General features: G+C 55.2%; 18 protein-coding genes and 1 pseudogene. 5 read left to right on the forward strand and 14 right to left on the reverse strand.

The features are described from left to right. Positions 1 to 17 precede the first annotated feature (17 nt). Positions 18 to 884 carry a poly(R)-hydroxyalkanoic acid synthase subunit PhaE gene (locus tag O3C79_RS12485; RefSeq protein ID WP_494383354.1) on the forward strand — a complete coding sequence of 289 codons (867 nt, stop codon included), beginning with the start codon at positions 18 to 20 and terminating at the stop codon, positions 882 to 884. Continuing rightward, entirely contained in the window at positions 871 to 1926 is a 1056-nt protein-coding gene (locus tag O3C79_RS12490; RefSeq protein ID WP_494383355.1) for an alpha/beta fold hydrolase, read from the forward strand. Before O3C79_RS12485 ends, O3C79_RS12490 begins: the two co-directional genes overlap by 14 nt. A gap of 21 nt (positions 1927 to 1947) precedes the next feature. Here O3C79_RS12490 and phaR read toward each other — a convergent pair whose 3' ends face one another. From phaR to prmB, 7 genes are all read right to left on the reverse strand, one after another. Continuing rightward, positions 1948 to 2466: a polyhydroxyalkanoate synthesis repressor PhaR gene (phaR, locus tag O3C79_RS12495; protein ID WP_494383356.1), complete on the reverse strand. Its 519-nt coding sequence runs from the start codon at positions 2464 to 2466 to the stop codon at positions 1948 to 1950. Positions 2467 to 2525: 59 nt separating this feature from the next. After that, positions 2526 to 2780 carry a DUF6489 family protein gene (locus O3C79_RS12500; RefSeq protein ID WP_076461404.1) on the reverse strand — a complete coding sequence of 85 codons (255 nt, stop codon included), beginning with the start codon at positions 2778 to 2780 and terminating at the stop codon, positions 2526 to 2528. A 64-nt stretch (positions 2781 to 2844) separates the two neighbouring features. Further along, on the reverse strand, positions 2845 to 3999 hold the full coding sequence (locus O3C79_RS12505; RefSeq protein WP_494383357.1) for an MFS transporter: 1155 nt from the start codon (positions 3997 to 3999) through the stop codon (positions 2845 to 2847). Between the two features lie 61 nt (positions 4000 to 4060). Then, on the reverse strand, positions 4061 to 4918 hold the full coding sequence (gene speE, locus O3C79_RS12510; protein ID WP_494383358.1) for a polyamine aminopropyltransferase: 858 nt from the start codon (positions 4916 to 4918) through the stop codon (positions 4061 to 4063). Beyond that, positions 4896 to 5393, reverse strand: a complete 498-nt coding sequence (speD, locus tag O3C79_RS12515) for an adenosylmethionine decarboxylase (RefSeq protein ID WP_494383359.1) — start codon at positions 5391 to 5393, stop codon at positions 4896 to 4898. The genes speE and speD overlap by 23 nt, the downstream gene beginning before the upstream one ends. Positions 5394 to 5644: 251 nt before the next feature. Then, complete coding sequence (gene aroC / locus O3C79_RS12520) at positions 5645 to 6757, reverse strand: chorismate synthase (RefSeq protein ID WP_494383360.1); 1113 nt, start codon at positions 6755 to 6757, stop codon at positions 5645 to 5647. 48 nt (positions 6758 to 6805) lie between these two features. Next, on the reverse strand, positions 6806 to 7723 hold the full coding sequence (gene prmB / locus O3C79_RS12525; RefSeq protein WP_494383361.1) for a 50S ribosomal protein L3 N(5)-glutamine methyltransferase: 918 nt from the start codon (positions 7721 to 7723) through the stop codon (positions 6806 to 6808). Between the two features lie 63 nt (positions 7724 to 7786). Here prmB and O3C79_RS12530 point away from each other — a divergent pair, with 63 nt between their 5' ends. The 3 genes from O3C79_RS12530 to folE all read left to right on the forward strand — a co-directional run bounded on the left by O3C79_RS12530 (position 7787) and on the right by folE (position 10123). Further along, a complete protein-coding gene (locus O3C79_RS12530; protein WP_494383362.1) occupies positions 7787 to 8362 on the forward strand; it encodes a Smr/MutS family protein in 576 nt (191 codons plus the stop codon). A gap of 51 nt (positions 8363 to 8413) precedes the next feature. Then, complete coding sequence (locus O3C79_RS12535; protein ID WP_010322933.1) at positions 8414 to 9481, forward strand: PilT/PilU family type 4a pilus ATPase; 1068 nt, start codon at positions 8414 to 8416, stop codon at positions 9479 to 9481. Positions 9482 to 9583: 102 nt separating this feature from the next. After that, positions 9584 to 10123: a GTP cyclohydrolase I FolE gene (folE, locus tag O3C79_RS12540; protein WP_494383363.1), complete on the forward strand. Its 540-nt coding sequence runs from the start codon at positions 9584 to 9586 to the stop codon at positions 10121 to 10123. 35 nt (positions 10124 to 10158) lie between these two features. On the opposite strand, the gene O3C79_RS12545 is transcribed toward folE, so the two are convergent. The 7 genes and pseudogenes from O3C79_RS12545 to dinG all read right to left on the reverse strand — a co-directional run bounded on the left by O3C79_RS12545 (position 10159) and on the right by dinG (position 17756). Beyond that, positions 10159 to 11013 (reverse strand): DUF4892 domain-containing protein, encoded by an 855-nt coding sequence (locus tag O3C79_RS12545; protein WP_494383364.1) that lies wholly within the window; start codon positions 11011 to 11013, stop codon positions 10159 to 10161. 14 nt (positions 11014 to 11027) lie between these two features. Then, a complete protein-coding gene (locus O3C79_RS12550) occupies positions 11028 to 11879 on the reverse strand; it encodes an alpha/beta fold hydrolase (protein WP_494383365.1) in 852 nt (283 codons plus the stop codon). Positions 11880 to 11891: 12 nt separating this feature from the next. Continuing rightward, the gene (locus O3C79_RS12555) at positions 11892 to 12356 is read right to left on the reverse strand and encodes a SixA phosphatase family protein (RefSeq protein WP_494383366.1); all 465 of its coding nucleotides are present in this window, start codon (positions 12354 to 12356) and stop codon (positions 11892 to 11894) included. Continuing rightward, entirely contained in the window at positions 12356 to 13384 is a 1029-nt protein-coding gene (locus tag O3C79_RS12560; protein ID WP_494383367.1) for an NAD(P)H-dependent glycerol-3-phosphate dehydrogenase, read from the reverse strand. The genes O3C79_RS12555 and O3C79_RS12560 overlap by 1 nt, the downstream gene beginning before the upstream one ends. A 40-nt stretch (positions 13385 to 13424) precedes the next feature. Next, positions 13425 to 13637: a hypothetical protein gene (locus O3C79_RS12565; RefSeq protein ID WP_494383368.1), complete on the reverse strand. Its 213-nt coding sequence runs from the start codon at positions 13635 to 13637 to the stop codon at positions 13425 to 13427. Positions 13638 to 14334: 697 nt separating this feature from the next. After that, a pseudogene (rhlB, locus tag O3C79_RS12570) lies at positions 14335 to 15624 on the reverse strand (ATP-dependent RNA helicase RhlB); the annotation flags it as partial. A gap of 17 nt (positions 15625 to 15641) precedes the next feature. Beyond that, entirely contained in the window at positions 15642 to 17756 is a 2115-nt protein-coding gene (gene dinG, locus O3C79_RS12575; protein ID WP_494383369.1) for an ATP-dependent DNA helicase DinG, read from the reverse strand. Positions 17757 to 17857: the final 101 nt, after the last annotated feature.

Raw genomic sequence — 17857 nt, forward strand, 5'->3', positions numbered from 1 at the left:
CCTGCGGAGACCCCGTTTTGTCCGAGTATTTCCGGAATGCACTGCAACAATGGCTTGACCAGCTCGAGCAGCAGTCCAACGACGGGGCCCGCTGGCTTCAGCAGTGGCAGTCAACACTTGATCGTATTCCCGAGCACTCGGAGCCCCAGGCCGTCGATCTGCTGCAGCAAATGACGCAGCTCAACCAGCGATTTGAAAATCTGGCCCAGTCTCTGCTCGAACAAAGCAACGATGGCCAGCTGTCACGTCAACAGCTTTTGGACACCTACCGTCAGCATCTGGATGGTTTGTGTCATGACTGGATCAATTCCAGCTGTTTCCTGCCGGACCAGCTGGCGTTGCTGTCTCCGTTCCTGAGCCGCTCACCTGATCCTGCCAAGCAAAGCAGTGATATTGAATCCTTCCTGCAACGCATACAGCAACTGTCCAGCCTGCCGCGCTCACTGCTACAGCACAGCCAAAACCTGTTGAGCAGCCTGATTCTGTTCCAGCAGGCACAGCAGACGCATCAGCAGCAGCTCAGCCACATAAACCAGGCATCCCTGAATGAGCTGGCAGATCGCCTTGAATCAGAAGGCGTTAACGACATTCAGTCCCTGCACACGCTTTGGGTCGATATTTTCGAAGCACGTTTCAATAACGCATTAAGACAACCCGACTTTATTACCAGCTTCAATCAACTGGTTGACGCAGGCAGTCGCGTGCGAGCGGACTGGCAAGCCTTGACCGACCACCTGTGCAAACGCTTTGGCCTGGTAAGCCTGGCGGAATATGATGAGCTAAGCCTCAAACACCAGACTCTGCAGGACCGCGTCTGGCAACTGGAACAACAGATGCTCGATATGCAAAGCATCATTCAAGGCTCTGACCGTGATAAACACTGATGCCGACGCTCTGAACAGGAACCTTGTGCAGGAGCGCGAACAGCTGCAACGTTCAGCCACCCCACTGCTCAACACACAATGCCAGCACCATTACTCCAGCCACAAGATCATCTGGCAGAACGAAGGGGTTTGCTTGCGCGCGTTCATTCCTGAACGCCCTCGCCATAAACGCCCATTGGTGCTCTGCTATGCATTGGTCAATCGCCCCTGGATTCTGGACCTGGCCCCCGGCAGTTCACTCATTGAAGCACTGGTTGCTAAGGGTTTCAGTGTGTATCTCATTGACTGGGGGCAGCCCGAACGCTGCCAGCGCTTTCGTGGGCTTGAGCATTACGTCAACCAGATCATGCACGCCTGCATCCAGGCCGCTGCCAGCCACGCCGCCAGCCCCCAGGTTAACCTGACCGGCATCTGCCAGGGAGGAGTATTCAGCCTCTGTTATGCCGCCATGCACCCAGAGCTGGTTAACCGGCTGGTCACCCTGGTCACGCCGGTCGATTTCCATGCCGCCGACTTTACCCTGAGCCAGCTGTACCGCGGGGTCGACATTCAGCAGCTGGTGAGTGCATACGGTAATATTCCCGGCCCACTGGTCACTCAGGTTTTCTCAGGACTGCAACCCATGCGACTGGGCCAGCTGAAACACCTGACAACAGCACCACGTCTTGTTGAAAAACCTGATTCGGTTGCGCAATACATGCTGATGGAACGCTGGTTAAATGACTGTCCGGACCTGGCTGGAAGAGCTCTACAGCAGTTTGTTGAACTGTTTTTCCAACACAACCGCCTACTGGATGGGAAGTTCGATTCAGGAAACTTTAAAGTCGATATGAGCCGCCTGGCCGCACCTGTTTTGAACATCTACGGCAAACACGACCACCTGGTACCGCCCAACGCATCACGCGCACTGGAGCAGATTTGCAAGCAGGAACAATACCAGTCACTGGAAATCGGTGCCGGCCATATCGGCACACTGATGGGAAATAAGGCCCTGAAATCCGTTCCTGCAGCCATACAAGACTGGCTACAAGAGGCGGACTAACCAGAGCCTGGATCATTGACATCAGGACTTGGGCTTATCGTCCTTGGCTGCATCATCTGCAGGTGCATCTTTTGCCTCTTCAGAGGCCTTCTCTTCTGCTTCCGGTGCCGATTCACCCGGCTTGGGTGCAAACATGTTCCATACCGCCATGTTCTGATCTGCAAAACGCCCCATCATGGTGAGCGGGTTGGCTGCCCCCATCATGGTCTGCATCTGTTCGCGGATACGGTCCTGGTGCTCCAGAAAGGCTGCAATGCTCTGCTCAAGGTACTGGCTCATCATGCCCTGCATGCTATCGCCATAAAAGCGGATCAATTGCTGCAGCACCTGATTGGTCAACAGTGTGCCGTGTCCATCGGCTTCCTGCTCACTGATAATCTGGAGCAGAATATTCCGGGTGAGATCATTGCCGGTTTTGGAGTCCTGAACCTGAAAATTTTCGCCATTGAGTACCAGCTGCTTTACGTCCTCAAGGGTCACATAACAGCTGCGCGAAGTATCATATAGTCGACGGTTGGTATACTTTCGCAGAATCCGCACGCCTGCTTCTCCTGATCCATTCTGGCTCATCTAATAAAACTATCCATTCAGTCGGCCATTCAGTCGGCGTCGCGACCGCCTTTTCCATACTGATTCATCATGCCGAACATCAGCTTCTGGAAGGCTTCCATCGAACCGAGACCATTATTGAGGTAAGGCTTGAGCAACGTCAGCGGGTCATAACCTTCAGCCCCCGCCTCCATCTGCTCCCTGACCTTGTCGATCATATCCTGCTGCAATGCAGAAACATCCGGTAACCCCAATGCCCTGCGCAGCTCTTCCGGTGTCATTTCGACATCAATCTTGAAGTTCATGACTACCCCGACTCATCAACATGTCATTTGTTTCATACTATAGCAACTGCAGTGCAAAACAACTTCATCGATCAAAGGGTTGCCATAGATCTGGCTTGATCCAGACCCAAGCCAGCCCAAAGGCAATCAGCGCAGCCAAGGATGCCACCAGAAAGGTGTGCTGCCCCAGCGATTCCCACATGAGACCACTTACCACTGCACCGATGGCACCACCTGCACCAAAGCCCAGACTTGAGAACAACGCCTGACCCCGCCCACTGGTAGCGGGCGTGAAATAGTGTTGCACCAGAGCAATCCCGACCGCATGCAGACAGCCAAAGGTCGCCGCATGCAGAAGCTGTGCAAACAGCATGACACCCAGCGACTCCGGCAGCATTGCGATCAGCCCCCAGCGCAACACGCAGAGCAGCAGACTGATCAGCATCAGGCTCCGCAGACCCAGCCCCTCCAGTAAACGCGGCATGAGCAGAAAAATACCCACTTCGGCCAGCACACCCAGCGCCCAGAGCAAACCAATTGCGGTCCGACCATAGCCCAGATCCTGCATCAGCACGCTGTAAAAGGTGTAATAGGGCCCATGCCCAAACTGGACCAGAAAGCAGACTGCAAAAAAGACAGCCACCTGAGGCTGTCGCAGGATATGCCAAATACCAACGCTATCCATTGGCCGCTCCACGGAATCTGCAGCCCCCATATTGATCAATAGAGTGTTCAGCCAGATCAGCGCCAGCAGCCCCAGCACTACCCAGGGCACCCAAGCCACTCCAATAAGGTCCAGCACCCCGCCCACAGCAATAACCGCACAGATAAACCCGATAGAACCCCACACGCGCACACGGCTGTATTCATGAGATGCCTTGCCCAGGTGCTGCAGGGTAATCACTTCGAACTGTGGCAACACCGCGTTCCAGAAAAAGCTGAACCCCAACATCACTAACCCGACACCCAGCGCACCCTGTTGCCAGAAAATCGGCACGAAGCAGAGCGTCGCAGCCAGCGCACCAAAACGCACAATACGAACCCGCTGACCCGTTCTGTCTGCCAACCACCCCCACAAATTAGGGGCCAGCACGCGCGTCAGGTGCAACATCCCCATCAGCAGACCTATAACCTCAGGACCGAAACGGAGTGATTCCAAATACAGCGTCCAATAGGGAACAAGCACACCCAGGAGCGCAAAGTAAAAGTAATAAAAGCCTGAAAGTCGTACGTATGGCATCTTTGTTTCCGACATGAAAAAGCCGGCACAAGGCCGGCTCGGGTATTCAAAACAGCAGGGGTCAGGCTTTACTCAGTGCATCCAGTACATATTGAGGCAGCGCAAAGCTGGCTGCATGCAGCGCCGGATTATAGTAACGGGTACGTATGCCGCTTTGCTCATAGCGCTCAGCCAGTGTGTTCACATCCAGCTCACGCAGGTCAGCGTTATCGCTGGCCCAGGCAAAGGTCATCACTCCACCAACATAGGTCGGCACCGCCGCATTGTAGAAGCTCTGATCAGCAAAATACGGTGACAAGCGCTGACGGGTGGTGATTACTTCATCCTGCTGCATGAAGGGTACACCGTTCTGGGCCACAAACACGCCACCCGGATTCAGGCAACGCTTGCAACCTTCATAGAAACGGCTGCTGAACAATACTTCACCCGGACCGATAGGATCAGTGCAGTCAGAGATGATCACATCAAAGCGATCCCGACACTCACTGACAAAGTCCACGCCATCGGCAATAACAATATTGGCACGCGGATCGTCAAAGGCACCAGCAGAATGATTGGGCAGATACTGTTTGCACATGTCGATCACGGCCTGGTCAATCTCGACCTGGGTGACATGCTCAACGCTATCATGACGTAGCACTTCACGCAGAATACCGCCGTCACCACCGCCAATGATCAGCACACGACGTGCCGCACCGTAGGCTAGAATCGGCACATGCGTCATCATCTCGTGGTAAACAAACTCATCACGCTCGGTGGTCTGGATAATACCATCCAGCGCCATCACCGTACCGAAGTCACGGTTGCGGAAAATAATCAGTTCCTGATGTTCGGTGCGATGCTCAAACAGCACCTCATCAAGAGTGAAGCTCTGACCGTACCCTTCGTACAGTCCTTCACGAAAAATAGTCGTCGTCATCGATGCTTACCTTGCCTCGCAGAATTTCTTCGACATCCACCTGATCAGGCGAGAATGCCGCTTCCAGAACCGGAATAGCCTTGGCGGGCTCGGACTCACCACACATGAACACATCAAATGCAGCAAAGTTGCGCTCAGGCCAGGTATGCACACTGATATGCGATTCGGCCAATACCGCCACACCGGAAATACCACCGTTAGGGGTAAAATGGTGCAGGTGGATATGCAGCAGTGTCGCCTTGGCCGCCTTGATGGATTCGCGCAGGGCTTTCTCCATCACCTCCAGATCATCCAGGCACGAAGCGCCACGCAGATCGATGATCAGGTGAGTACCGGCGTAACGATGACCGTCACGCTCGATGAAGAAGTCCAGGCGCTCTTCATCGTCACCCTGGGTGTAAGCGGGCCAATCGGCCACACTGCCTGGCGTCTCTTGGTCGATCACTTCGGACGACAGGTCTTTCGCTTCTTGCATGGGCGATAACTCCAGACAAGTCTGTTTTCACAGAGTTAAAAAAGAAAAAACCCAACCTTCCGGGCCACACCAGCGTCAGAGCAGCGTCACATTGATACTCGGGAATCCCTCATACCCTGTTCACTGCCAGACCGATGCACCCCAAAGGGTTGGGACTGATCAAATTTCTGCGAATTTAAACCGCGTTTTGCTCAAAATTCAAGCTAAAACAACAGGCCTTGCAGAAAATCCTTACATACTAGACGGGTGAATTAATCACCCTGGGCCGGTACATCTGCCAGCACCGGCAAATCTGTAGTCACATCCGCATTTTGACCACGATCACGCATCAGGTGATCCAGCAGTACGATAGCCATCATCGCCTCGGCAATAGGCGTAGCACGGATGCCGACACAGGGGTCATGACGGCCCTTGGTCACCACTTCAATCTCTTCACCTGAAGCATTGATACTGCGACCCGGCAGACGCAGGCTCGAAGTCGGCTTGAGTGCAATATGAGCACTGATCGCCTGACCTGTCGAGATTCCGCCCAGAATGCCGCCGGCATGATTGGACAGGAAGCCCTCCGGCGTCATCTCGTCACGGTGCTCGGTACCCTTCTGGTTAACAACTGCAAAGCCATCACCAATTTCTACGCCTTTGACAGCATTAATGCTCATCAACGCGTGAGCGAGGTCTGCATCGAGACGGTCGAAGATCGGCTCACCCAGCCCTACCGGAACACCCGTAGCCTCAACAGAGATGCGCGCACCGATGGAATTACCTTCCTTGCGTAACGCATCCATGTACTCCGCCATCTGCTCGGCAGCTTCGGCATCCGGGGAGAAGAACGGATTGCGACCAACTTCATCCCAGTCGAAACGGGCCTGATCAATGGCAATCGGACCCAGTTGAGACAGATACCCACGCACCTGGACGCCTTTGTCTGCCAACACTTTCTTGGCAATGGCACCGGCAGCAACGCGCATGGCCGTTTCACGTGCCGATGAGCGCCCGCCACCACGATAATCACGGAACCCGTATTTGTGCGAATACACGTAGTCAGCATGGGCCGGGCGGAAGGTCTCCGCGATATTGGAGTAATCCTTGGAGCGCTGATCGGTGTTCTCGATCAACAAACCAATCGATGTACCCGTAGTACGGCCTTCAAAGACACCGGACAGAATGCGTACTTCATCAGGCTCACGGCGCTGAGTCGTATGACGCGAGGTACCGGGTTTGCGCCGATCAAGATCAGCCTGCAAATCGGCCTCGCTCAGCTCGATTCCCGGAGGGCAGCCGTCAACGATACATCCCAGTGCAGGACCATGGCTTTCACCGAACGTAGTGACTGTAAACAGTTTTCCAAAGCTGTTACCGGACATCTATCTTCTCTGATTCAGTTCAATGACCGGCGAAGCCAGCCATTGGGGTTATAACAAATCGGCGTGAGCGCGCAGCTCTTCGGCCGTAATCACGAAAATACCGTTACCGCCCTGCTCCAGCTCAACCCATACCAGGGGCAGCTCAGGAAGGCTTTGCATCAGATGGACTTCGCTATTGCCCACCTCGACCACCAGCAGGCCCTCGGGCGTCAAATGCTGAGCAGCCTGCTGCAGGATACGGCGTGTAATATCGAGCCCGTCAGGCCCTGAACCCAGTGCCAAAGCAGGCTCATGGCCATACTCTTCAGGCATATTAGCCAGATCATCCGCATCTACATACGGCGGATTGCTGACAATAAGGTCATAGGTTTCACTCTCAACCGCCGCAAAAAGATCGCCCTGACAGGCACGTACTCGATCTTCCAGGGCATGTCTGGCGATATTACCCCGGGCTACCTCAAGCGCGTCGGTCGAGATATCCGCCAGGTCCACTTCAGCCTCTTCAAATGCATAGGCACAGGCGATACCGATACAGCCGCTGCCAGTGCAAAGGTCAAGGATACGGTGAACTGGCCCCGGGCGCAGCCAGGGCTCAAAGCCGGCAGCTATCAGCTCCGCCACAGGAGAACGGGGAATAAGCACCCGCTCATCCACATTAAAAGGCAGCCCCATAAACCAGGCTTCACCGGTGATATACGGCAAGGGCTTGCGCTCAAGCGTCCGCTGGGACACGAAATCGACGACACGGGCTTTCTCTGCCTGGGTCAGGCGCCCGTCCAGCACCGCCGGATTGGTATCCCAGGACAGATCAACGGCATTCAACACCAGCTGTGATGCTTCATCCCAGGCCTCGGCATGACCGTGACCAAAAAACACCTGGTGACGACTGAACTCGCTCAATGCCCAGCGCATAAAGTCCCTGAGGGTATGCAATTCAGAAATAACAGCGGCTTGATCCGACTTCATGTATCGCCTGATAATAGATTGCTAATGAGGGCAGCATGTTACTTAAAACCAACTTTGAACGCTATGTCTTATAACTCTGACCAAGACCACGACGACGATCTCGACTTTGGCGATGCCATGCAGGGAGTAACTCCCCTCAAGCATGACCGCCATCACAACCTGGGCCAGGCGCCTGCGCGTATCAAACCGCGACAGGATAATGCCAGCCATTACCGCCGCCAGGCTGCCGAGCGTGAAGTTGAGCGTGTCATTGATGGCCTGTCCTCCGAGGCGAAAGACATTCTCGATTCCAACGACGAGCTTCTGTTTGCTGCCCCTGGCGTGCAGTTCGCTACCTTGAAACGCCTGCGCAAGGGACATATTCCATGGGAGGGCGGTTTGGACCTGCATGGTTACAGCGTAGACCAGGCACGCGATGAACTCAGTTTGTTCATTCGTGACGCCTGCCGCCAGAACCTGCGCGCCGTACTTGTCGTGCACGGCAAGGCCTACACCCAACCCGGCCAGCCCGCACTGCTCAAATCCTGTGTCAACGACTGGTTGCGACAGCTCAATAATGTACTCGCGTTCTGCTCTGCACAGCCTCGTGACGGCGGTACCGGCGCTGTGTATGTATTACTGAAAAGACAGGCATCCTGACCATTTCCGACTATGCTTAAACAGCCTGAAACGTCTGATTAGGGATAGAGCATGGTCGACTTGAACAAGTACCTCCAAATGATGGCCGAAACCGAGGCCTCGGACCTTTTCTTCAGTAGCTACACCCCCATTCAAATCAAGAATCAGGGCATTATCAAATCAGCCGATGACACCGAGCTGATGCCTGATGATATCGACAAGCTGGCACACAGCCTGATGAATGAGCACCAGGCGCAGCAATTCCGTGACGAGATGGAATTGAACTTCGCCTATGAGATCAAAAGCATTGGTCGCTTTCGTGTCAACGTCTATCGACAACGCGGCGATGTAGCAATGGTCATCCGCATGATTCGCCACCAGATCCCGTCGGTGGACTCACTGCGACTTCCCAAGGTACTGGAAAACCTCATCATGTTACGCAGCGGCCTGGTATTGATGGTCGGTGCAACCGGCTCGGGTAAATCAACCGCCCTGGCCTCCATGATCGAACACCGCAACCAACGTACCGCCTGTCACATTCTTACCGTTGAAGACCCGATCGAGTTCCTGCACACCAACAAGCGCTCCCTGATCAACCAGCGCGAGGTCGGCGTGGACACCCTGTCATATGACAACGCCCTCAAGAACGCGCTCCGTGAAGCACCGGATGTAATCATGATTGGGGAGCTCCGCGACAAGGACACCGTCGAGCACGCCATGCGCTACTCCGAAACCGGCCACCTCTGCCTGTCGACCCTGCACGCGACCAACGCAGTGCAGGCCGTAGAGCACCTGACCAACTTCTACCATGAGAACAGCCGCCACAAGATCAACGCGGACCTCTCCCTGAACCTGCGTGCCATCGTCGCGCTCCGCCTTATCCATGACGTGGATGGAAACTTCATCCCCGCCACAGAGGTACTGATCAACACCCCCTATATCAACAAGCTGATCGCCAGAGGCGAGTACTCCCGTATCCGTGAAGCGATTGATCAAAGCAGCAGCACATCAGCCCACACCTTCGACACCTGCCTGCTCAACCTGTATGAAGCCGGCAAAATCACCATTGAAGAGGCCCTGCAGAACGCGGAATCACGTACCAACGTCGCATTGAAGCTGAAACTTATGGGCGGATTATGACTGGACCAACAGCACCAACGGGTGCTGGCTCTTTACCCCAGTGTCATATTCAAGTAATTTACGCCGTTTTTAGCCCGTTGCCGCGACAGTCGAGGAACCACGATGGAAACAGCCTACTCCCAGATCATCGAACAGCTTGGAGAGGACCTTGAGCGAGAAGGACTGAAGGACACGCCCGCACGTGCCGCCAAGGCGATGAAGTTCCTCACGCGTGGCTACACCCAGACACTGAATGAGGTCGTCAATGACGCCCTGTTCCCGTCTGATAACAGCGAGATGGTACTGGTGCGCAACATTGAGCTTTACTCCCTGTGCGAGCACCACCTGCTTCCGTTTATCGGCAAGGCGCATGTAGCCTACATTCCTCAGGGCAAGGTCGTGGGCCTGTCCAAGCTTGCACGCATCGTCGACATGTATGCCCGCCGCCTGCAGATTCAGGAAAACATGACCAAGGAAATTGCTGAGGCAATTCAGTCTGTCACTGGCGCTGCCGGCGTTGGCGTTGTTATTGAAGCACAGCACATGTGCATGATGATGCGCGGGGTGGAGAAGCAGAACGCATCCATGACCACCTCAATGATGCTGGGCTCCTTCCGTTCCAGCGAAGCAACTCGCAACGAATTCCTGTCACTGATCAAGTAAGTCTTCGCACAACATAAGAGAAGTGAGGTATGCCCTCACTTCTCTTGCATCATCACTACCGCCACACTGCTCCGACTGCCAAGCACACTGGGCACCAGCGCACCGACACCACGCGCATCAATCCTGTCCGGTGAAGCTCCCTTCTCAACCAGAGTACGCTTCAGACGGTCCGCCGCTTCCTGTGACTGTGTTATTGAAAGATCCAGATCTCGACTGCGCCAGTGCACCACCAGCACCATGTTTCGGGACGGGAACTCTGCCAACAGATCCTGTAAAGACTGAACAGCGATATCACGAGACTCCGGCCACTGTACTACCTGCGCATACCCCCTCTGACGCACAAGCTCAACCAACTCCGTAGCGGCAAGGTTGTCATTGGTCAGCAGATCCATGTGCAGATAGACCCGCCCGTTGCCACGTCGCACGGCATAGAGCGCCACATGCCCCTGATCCAGCTCCAGTGCGGCATAAAACTGGGAGCTATCGACACCATAGAGCCTGGCCTGCTTGAAGATCTCATTAGCCCAGAGATTACTGGGACCACATTGACGACCAGCACACTCGAACAAAACTCGTCCACCCTTGTCCATCAACTGCTTGCGCATGAAGTTGAAACCGGACTCAGGAGAGTAGCCGGAAGGCAGCTGCCAGGTGGTTCCGAGCAGATTGGCATTCAGACGCTGCTCACGATCACTACGGATAAGGCCGTTGATTTTGATGATACCCCCCAACATCAGCCGATAATCGGGGTCGGATCGCTCCGTTTGATTGATCTCGCTTGCAAGCGGAAAGGGATCAAGATTAAGCGGGGTTTCTGCCCGCAGGGAGTGCGTGGCAAGCAGCCAGCAGGCCATTACCGAAAACAGCCGTGTAAGGGTCAATCTCAACATCGAAGCACTCCTGTTCAGAGTCCGCGATAGAACTCCATGATTGTGTGCGCAATTGTTTGCGCGGGTTCCTGCTCCATATGCAGGTGGTGATTGCCGGGCAAGACCAGCCTTTGCAGCCCCTTTACTTCAGACGCACGTGATTCCAGAAGTTCATTGGCGATACCTTCTTCGCCCAGCACCAACAGCGCAGGAGCAGTGATCGCACGCAAAAACGCACGTATCTGGTCTTCACTCAAGCGCAACACCGATGGCAACACCAAAGCTGAATCGCTGCGCCAACGAAACCCCTTGGCAGTATGGACGACAGACCGCTCAACCAGCCAGCGAGCCGCTTGCTTGCCCACAGGGAAACGGGCATTCATTCGCGCTTCTATTGCAGCCTCCATACTGTCATAGTATCGCGGAGGCCTTGAAGTACGCTGATGTCGGCGAATGGCTTGCGCCATTTTCTGCGGCAGATCTTCAGGCGCATCAGCAAGTGGAGCAAGCCCTTCAATCAGCACAAGACTCAACACGCGCTCCGGCATGGCTCCAGCCAACAGAGACGAAATACCCGCCCCCATTGAGTGGCCCAGCAGATGAAACTGCTGCCAGCCCAGCTCATCCGCCACTGCAACCACATCGGCAACGTTATCCCAGATATAGTAGGGAACTGCCTCAGGGCGGTGCGCCGAAAAGCCATGCCCCATCAAATCAAGAGCCACCAGCCTTACACCTTGAAGAAATGGTTCCAGAGCCTTGAAGGTGGCGGCATTATCCAGCCAACCATGCAGTGCGAGCACAGGAATGCCATCTTCCGGCCCCAATGCCCTAGCCGCCATCAGACGGCCATTCACTTCAAAACGAAACTCATCTACAGCCTGCATACGCAACACACCTTAATCCGGATTCGGCGACAACCAGCGCGAGTGAAGCGCCATACCGGCAGCAGGCCAATCCAGCTCCAACAAGGCACCGCAGCATGGCGACATAGACAAACCAAGATCACGGCCATCAACGAGCCAGTTGACCAAACGCCCACAAAGCGGCTGATGCGTCACAACCACTAATACCCCGTCATCTTGCCAAATCGGCTCAAGAGCACCGAAAACACCTTCAGGACTCCCCACGGGTGTGAGTTCAGACAGGGAAGAAACAGACGCACCCAAAGCAACTGCCAGCTGCTCGGCCGTCTGACGCGCGCGCAACCAGGGGCTGGCCACAAGGCGCACTTGATCAAAACGCGCTGCCAACAACCGCCCCATCACCTGCGCCTGCTGCAGGCCACGCGCGGTCAACGGGCGATCCGCATCCAGGTCATGCCCGGGTACGGCCTCGGCATGTCGCAGCAACACCAGCTGCATTATGATTCCTGCCTGGGCAACACAAACTCAACATCTGTGCTCTGGGTGTTGAGCATCATCCCGCGTGCGACCTCTTTTACCGGTGCATGATTGAACACCACCTCGTAAAGACCGCTCACCAAGGGCATGTAAATATCCATGCTCTCGGCTTTTTCCTTTACCAGGCGCAAGGTATTCACACCTTCAGCCACTTCCCCTAAGGCATCCACTGCCTGCTGCAGAGTTTTACCCTCACCCAATGCGAAGCCGACTCGGTAGTTTCGGCTCAAGGGCGACATGCAGGTGACAATCAAATCACCCACACCGGCAAGACCGAGGAAAGTAAAAGGGTTGGCACCAAGACTCACGGCAAAGCGGCTCATTTCCGCCAGGCTGCGCGTCATCAACATGCTCTTGGTATTCTCACCCATCCCCAGCGCGGCGCTAAGACCTGCAGCAATGGCGTAAATATTTTTGAGCGTGCCGCCCAGCTCAACACCATACGTATCGGAACTGGCATAAACACGAAAATAAGAGGTATGCAGGAGTGCCTGAACCCGCTCACGAGCCGTTTCATCGGTACTGGCAATAACGGTAGCCGTCAGTTGCTTGGCCGCGATCTCCTTGGCCAGATTGGGGCCACTAAGCACTCCAAAGCGCGCATCAGGACACTCCTGCTGAATGATCTGACTCATCAGGCAAAAGGTACCGGCCTCAATACCCTTGGTCGTGGACACAAGAATCTGCTCGGGTGTTAACAGGGGAACAGCCTGACGCAGAACTTCTCGAAACCCGCTGCTGGGAATGGCGACGAAAACCACCTCAACGCCGCTCAGAGCCTCAGAAAGATCGGTGGTCGCCTGTAGAGAGGGCGCAAGCGTAATGCCCGGCAGATAATGAGTGTTATGACTGGTTGCGTTGACCTCGGCAACGGCCTCGGCATTTCGCATCCACAGACGGACAGGCAAGCCCTTTTCCGCCATCAAATTGGCAAGAACGGTACCGAAGCTACCGCCTCCCAGCACCGCAACCGGCGTTTGTGCGTTCATGAAATCTCCCTAGGCGGTATCACCCACCGCCAGCGAACACTCAGGGGGAATCTATTTTATCCAGCAAACGACTAATGCCGGCAAACAGGAACTTTACGATCGCGAACGCAAGCACAGCGATCGCCAGAAAAACCAGCAACTGGTTCATATCACCGGTGCGTTGATACCCGGCAATGGCGATCGCGGCAAAGAAGGCACTGGCCACAATGGCCAGCACCGTACTGATTCGCTGAAGATTGTGTTTGTCAGCCATGACGAACCCGATCTCAGGATACTTTATTCTCGGTTGTTTCAGCTTGCTCAGCTTGCTCAGCTTGCTCAGCTTGCTCAGCTTGCTCAGCTTGCTCAGCTTGCTCAGCTTGCTCAGCTTGCTCAGCTTGCTCAGCTTGCTCAGCTTGCTCAGCTTGCTCAGCTTGCTCAGCTTGCTCAGCTTGCTCAGCTTGCTCAGCAGAGTCTGCCGCCGGAGCGGAAACGGATGCAACCTCTGCTGCTTCAGCCTTGTCAGCATCAGCTGCAGCCACAGCATCGTCATTAGACTGGGCTTCAGCTACCTGTGCAGGTGCAGGCTCCAGAGCTCGCTCATCAGACTGCGCCAGCATTTCAACAGGCGCGGCTTCAGCCTCATCAGACACTGGATTTTCCGCGGATGCAGCGGCTGCTTCAGCACTGTCGGCAACCACTTCAGGGGCGGATTGAAGCAATTCACTGGCCTTGGCTTCGCCAATCGAGGTCGCTGCAGCTACCTGCTCTTCCTCGCCAGTCGCTTCGGTAGCGGTAGCCTCGGGCCCTTTGACAGAGCCTGAAGACTTTTGCTCTGCCCCGGTGACCGCGACATCAGACGCATCACCGGCTTGCTCCGCGGCCTCAAGCTCCTGCTCGGAGGCTTTATCTGCAGCCTTACCTTTACCGGCCTTGGCAGCAGAGTCCAGCGGCTTCACCAGATCAGCGTCAGGATGGATACACTCCAGCTTAACGCCGGTTTCCTTCTCGATATCAGGGATCAGGAAGGAATCATCTTCACAGGCGAAGCAGATTGACGTGCCAGTTGCGCCGGCACGACCTGTACGGCCGATACGGTGTACGTAATCATCCGCATCTTCCGGCAGCTGATAGTTGATCACATGGGTGACACCATCGATATGGATACCACGCCCTGCCACATCCGTAGCCACCAGCACTTCGATCTTGCCGTTACGGAAATCTTCCAGCGTACGCAGACGTTTGTTCTGCGGAATCTCACCGGACATCAATGCAGCCTTGATGCCGTCTTTACTGAGACGGTCCGCCAGTGCACGGGTCTCATGGCGGCGGTTGCCAAACACGATGGCACGCTCGATGCCGTTGATACGCAGATAGTTACGCAGCAACTGATATTTTTCATTGCTGGAAACCAGGAACACCTTCTGCGCCACATTGTCGGTGGTTTTGTGCTCTGACTCGATTTCGATGGTGACAGGGTCCTGAGTCCACTGCTCAGCCAGACGCATCACATCATCGGTAAAGGTAGCACTGTAAAGCAGCGTCTGACGGTCCGCACCCTTGCGCGGGGTCTGACGGATAATCGTGCGCACATCCGGAATGAAGCCCATGCTGAGCATACGGTCGGCCTCATCCAGCACCAGCACTTCAACCTGATACAGATCCACTTCCTTGGAGCGCACAAAGTCGATCAAGCGACCAGGCGTTGCAACAAGGATATCAACCGGCTTGGCCGCCAGCGCCTTGCGCTGACGCTCGTAATCCATGCCCCCTACCAGGGAGACGACCGACAGATCAGCATAGGCTGACAGCCCTTCGGCATCAGATGCGATCTGCAGCGCCAGCTCACGTGTAGGCGCAATGATAAGTGCGCGCGGCTCATTTTTACGGCGCTCGCCCGGCAGCGGAAAGTCCAACAGGTCGGTAATGATGCCGATCAGGAATGCGGCGGTCTTGCCGGTACCTGTCTGGGCCTTACCGATAAGGTCACGTCCATTCAAGGCATGCGGAATAGTTGCCGCCTGAATGGGCGTGCAATATTCGAACTTGAGATCTGCAATCGCTCTCATCAGCACATCCGGCAGGCCAAAATCATGGAACCTGCGCTTGCCTTCGGCGATAGCCACATCAAAGGACTGCGGAGTCCAGTTATTACCACCATCACGCGGCTTGCGCGAACGGCGACGTCGACGCGGACGTCCCTTACCCGGTTTCTGTTCGGAACTATTCGCGGATGCGGTCTGCTTTTCTTCTGTACTCAAGATCGGATCCATTCAGGTTAACGTTTGATTTCACGTCGAAACGGGGGCAAGGAGTTCAATAGCTGCTGACCATAACGACGCGTTACCACGCGTCTGTCCATCAGCACTACTCGCCCACGGTCCTGTTCTGTTCTTAAAAGTCGCCCTACTGCCTGAGTAAGACGCATGGATGCAGCAGGCACAGTCCATTCAATGAACGGATTTCCACCTCGCTGCTCAATCCACTCGGCCATAGTAGCATCTACGGGATCATCAGGCACACTGAACGGCAATTTGGTGATGAAAACCTCAGTCAAATAATCGCCGGGCAAATCGACTCCCTCGGCAAAGGATGCCAGACCAAAAATAACACTGGCATTACCTGCATCAATACTTGCGCGATGGCGTCGCAGAATTTCCTGCTTGCTGTAATCCCCCTGCGCCAACAACCGGTCCTTGATCGATTGGTTCAGGCCATCAAGAACGGCACGCATCTGACGCCAGGAGCTGAACAGCACCAACGCCGCTTTCGCCTTCTCCAGCTCGGCATTCAACAGGCGCAACACCTCTTCGGTATGCGCCTCGGGATCACCGGGGTCAGCCGTCATTTGAGGCACTTCGAGCACCCCATTGGCAGCATAATCAAATGGGCTTTCCAGCCTTACGGCAGTAGTCTCGCGCGGAATACCCAAAGACGCGAACATGGCATCAAAGCGCCCTAACGCCGTCAAGGTAGCAGAGGTTAATACGGCGGCATGACAGTGGCGCCACAGATGCTCCTGCAGGGTGTCTGCTGCGGACACGGGTGCACTGCGCATTTCAAGATCGTGCCCGGTCGGCGTTTCAACGCGATTAATCCAGCGGGCCGTTGGCGATTTACCTTCAGGATCAGGTCGGCTGTAACTTTGCGCCAGCCAGCCTACCTGCTGAACACGTCCCCAGAGCACACCCAGCTGCGGGAACCAGCGCTCTGCAGCCGCACGCGGAATTTCACCAATCCCGCCTTCCAGAGCTTCCTTGAGCACATCGACAATTCGTTCAATGTGCTGCTGCGCCTGCTCGGCAGCACTGGACAGCAAGACAGAGGGCTCAAGCAGCGGCTCTGGCTGCTTGCCCTCCGGGAAACGATATCGATCACCGTCGTGCGACTCCATCATCGGACGCAACAACAGATCAAGCTGCTCCAGAGCCATATCCATATTCTGGAATGGGCGATGCAGTCGCTCCGCAGGGTCTGCCAACTGGATGGCAGAGCCGGTATCCAGCAGCATCTGGGCCAGCTGCTTTTCAGCAGAAGCGATCATCTTCTGGGACGAGCCCAGACGTGCCGAAAAGGCAAAATGACTGCTGGCCTTATCGGCAAGGTGATGACCCTCGTCGAAAATATAAATGGTATTGTCAGGCTCCGGCAGGATAGCACCACCGCCCAGCGCCAGATCCGCCAGCACCAGATCGTGGTTGGCAACGACCACATCAACCTCTTCCAGACGATCTCGGGCACGATAGAAAGGACAGGCACTGAAGTTAAGGCACCGCCGATTGCTGCACTGAAGATGGTCACTGGTCAAGGGCTGCCAGATCTGGTCATCCATTTCGGACTCCAGCGCATCGCGGTCGCCATCCCAGTTACCCGCAGCATAGGCATCCATCATGGCCTGGTACTGCTGCACCACTTCATCGGGAAGTTTGTCCGCCTGTTCATCTTCATAGAGGGCAATTTGCCCCAGCACACCCTGCTGCTCCAGATGCTGCTCGACCTTATTCAGACACAGGTAACGACCGCGCCCCTTGGCCAACTGATAATTCATGGCAAGGCCCGCATGGGCTTCAACTTCGGGCAAATCCTTGTTGATCAACTGCTCCTGAAGCGCAACTGTGGCCGTTGAGAGCACCAGTTTACGTCCGGTAGCACGGGCAAGTGGCACGGCCGCCAACAGGTAGGAAATCGTTTTACCGGTACCAGTCCCTGCTTCAACCACCGCAATCTTGTCCTTCCAGGCAGCGCCTTGCTCGCCGCCTTGATCAGCCTGAGCCAGCACCTTGGCGACGGTTGCGATCATCTGCTTTTGAGCCGGACGCGCCCTGAGCCCACGACTCTTCAGAAAGCGGCTGTAAGCGCCCTGAATCTCTTTTTTCTGCGCTTCACTCAGCACGTCCAATCCTCATATTCAATCCGCGCGCATTCTAACAACATACTGGATATTTAAACAGATAGGACTTGACCCAGTACTTTTACTGTATAAAATCACAGTAA

Source organism: Marinobacterium sp. NO-S09, from assembly GCF_059179545.1.

What these genes read in the sequence shown, in the direction of transcription:
- O3C79_RS12500 (WP_076461404.1), bottom strand. Translation starts at nt 2,780, where the DNA reads ATGAACTTCAAGATTGATGTCGAAATGACACCGGAAGAGCTGCGCAGG.
- O3C79_RS12505 (WP_494383357.1), bottom strand. Translation starts at nt 3,999, where the DNA reads ATGCCATACGTACGACTTTCAGGCTTTTATTACTTTTACTTTGCGCTC.
- speE (WP_494383358.1), bottom strand. Translation starts at nt 4,918, where the DNA reads ATGACGACGACTATTTTTCGTGAAGGACTGTACGAAGGGTACGGTCAG.
- speD (WP_494383359.1), bottom strand. Translation starts at nt 5,393, where the DNA reads ATGCAAGAAGCGAAAGACCTGTCGTCCGAAGTGATCGACCAAGAGACG.
- aroC (WP_494383360.1), bottom strand. Translation starts at nt 6,757, where the DNA reads ATGTCCGGTAACAGCTTTGGAAAACTGTTTACAGTCACTACGTTCGGT.
- prmB (WP_494383361.1), bottom strand. Translation starts at nt 7,723, where the DNA reads ATGAAGTCGGATCAAGCCGCTGTTATTTCTGAATTGCATACCCTCAGG.
- O3C79_RS12530 (WP_494383362.1), top strand. Translation starts at nt 7,787, where the DNA reads ATGTCTTATAACTCTGACCAAGACCACGACGACGATCTCGACTTTGGC.
- O3C79_RS12535 (WP_010322933.1), top strand. Translation starts at nt 8,414, where the DNA reads ATGGTCGACTTGAACAAGTACCTCCAAATGATGGCCGAAACCGAGGCC.
- folE (WP_494383363.1), top strand. Translation starts at nt 9,584, where the DNA reads ATGGAAACAGCCTACTCCCAGATCATCGAACAGCTTGGAGAGGACCTT.
- O3C79_RS12545 (WP_494383364.1), bottom strand. Translation starts at nt 11,013, where the DNA reads ATGTTGAGATTGACCCTTACACGGCTGTTTTCGGTAATGGCCTGCTGG.
- O3C79_RS12550 (WP_494383365.1), bottom strand. Translation starts at nt 11,879, where the DNA reads ATGCAGGCTGTAGATGAGTTTCGTTTTGAAGTGAATGGCCGTCTGATG.
- O3C79_RS12555 (WP_494383366.1), bottom strand. Translation starts at nt 12,356, where the DNA reads ATGCAGCTGGTGTTGCTGCGACATGCCGAGGCCGTACCCGGGCATGAC.
- O3C79_RS12560 (WP_494383367.1), bottom strand. Translation starts at nt 13,384, where the DNA reads ATGAACGCACAAACGCCGGTTGCGGTGCTGGGAGGCGGTAGCTTCGGT.
- O3C79_RS12565 (WP_494383368.1), bottom strand. Translation starts at nt 13,637, where the DNA reads ATGGCTGACAAACACAATCTTCAGCGAATCAGTACGGTGCTGGCCATT.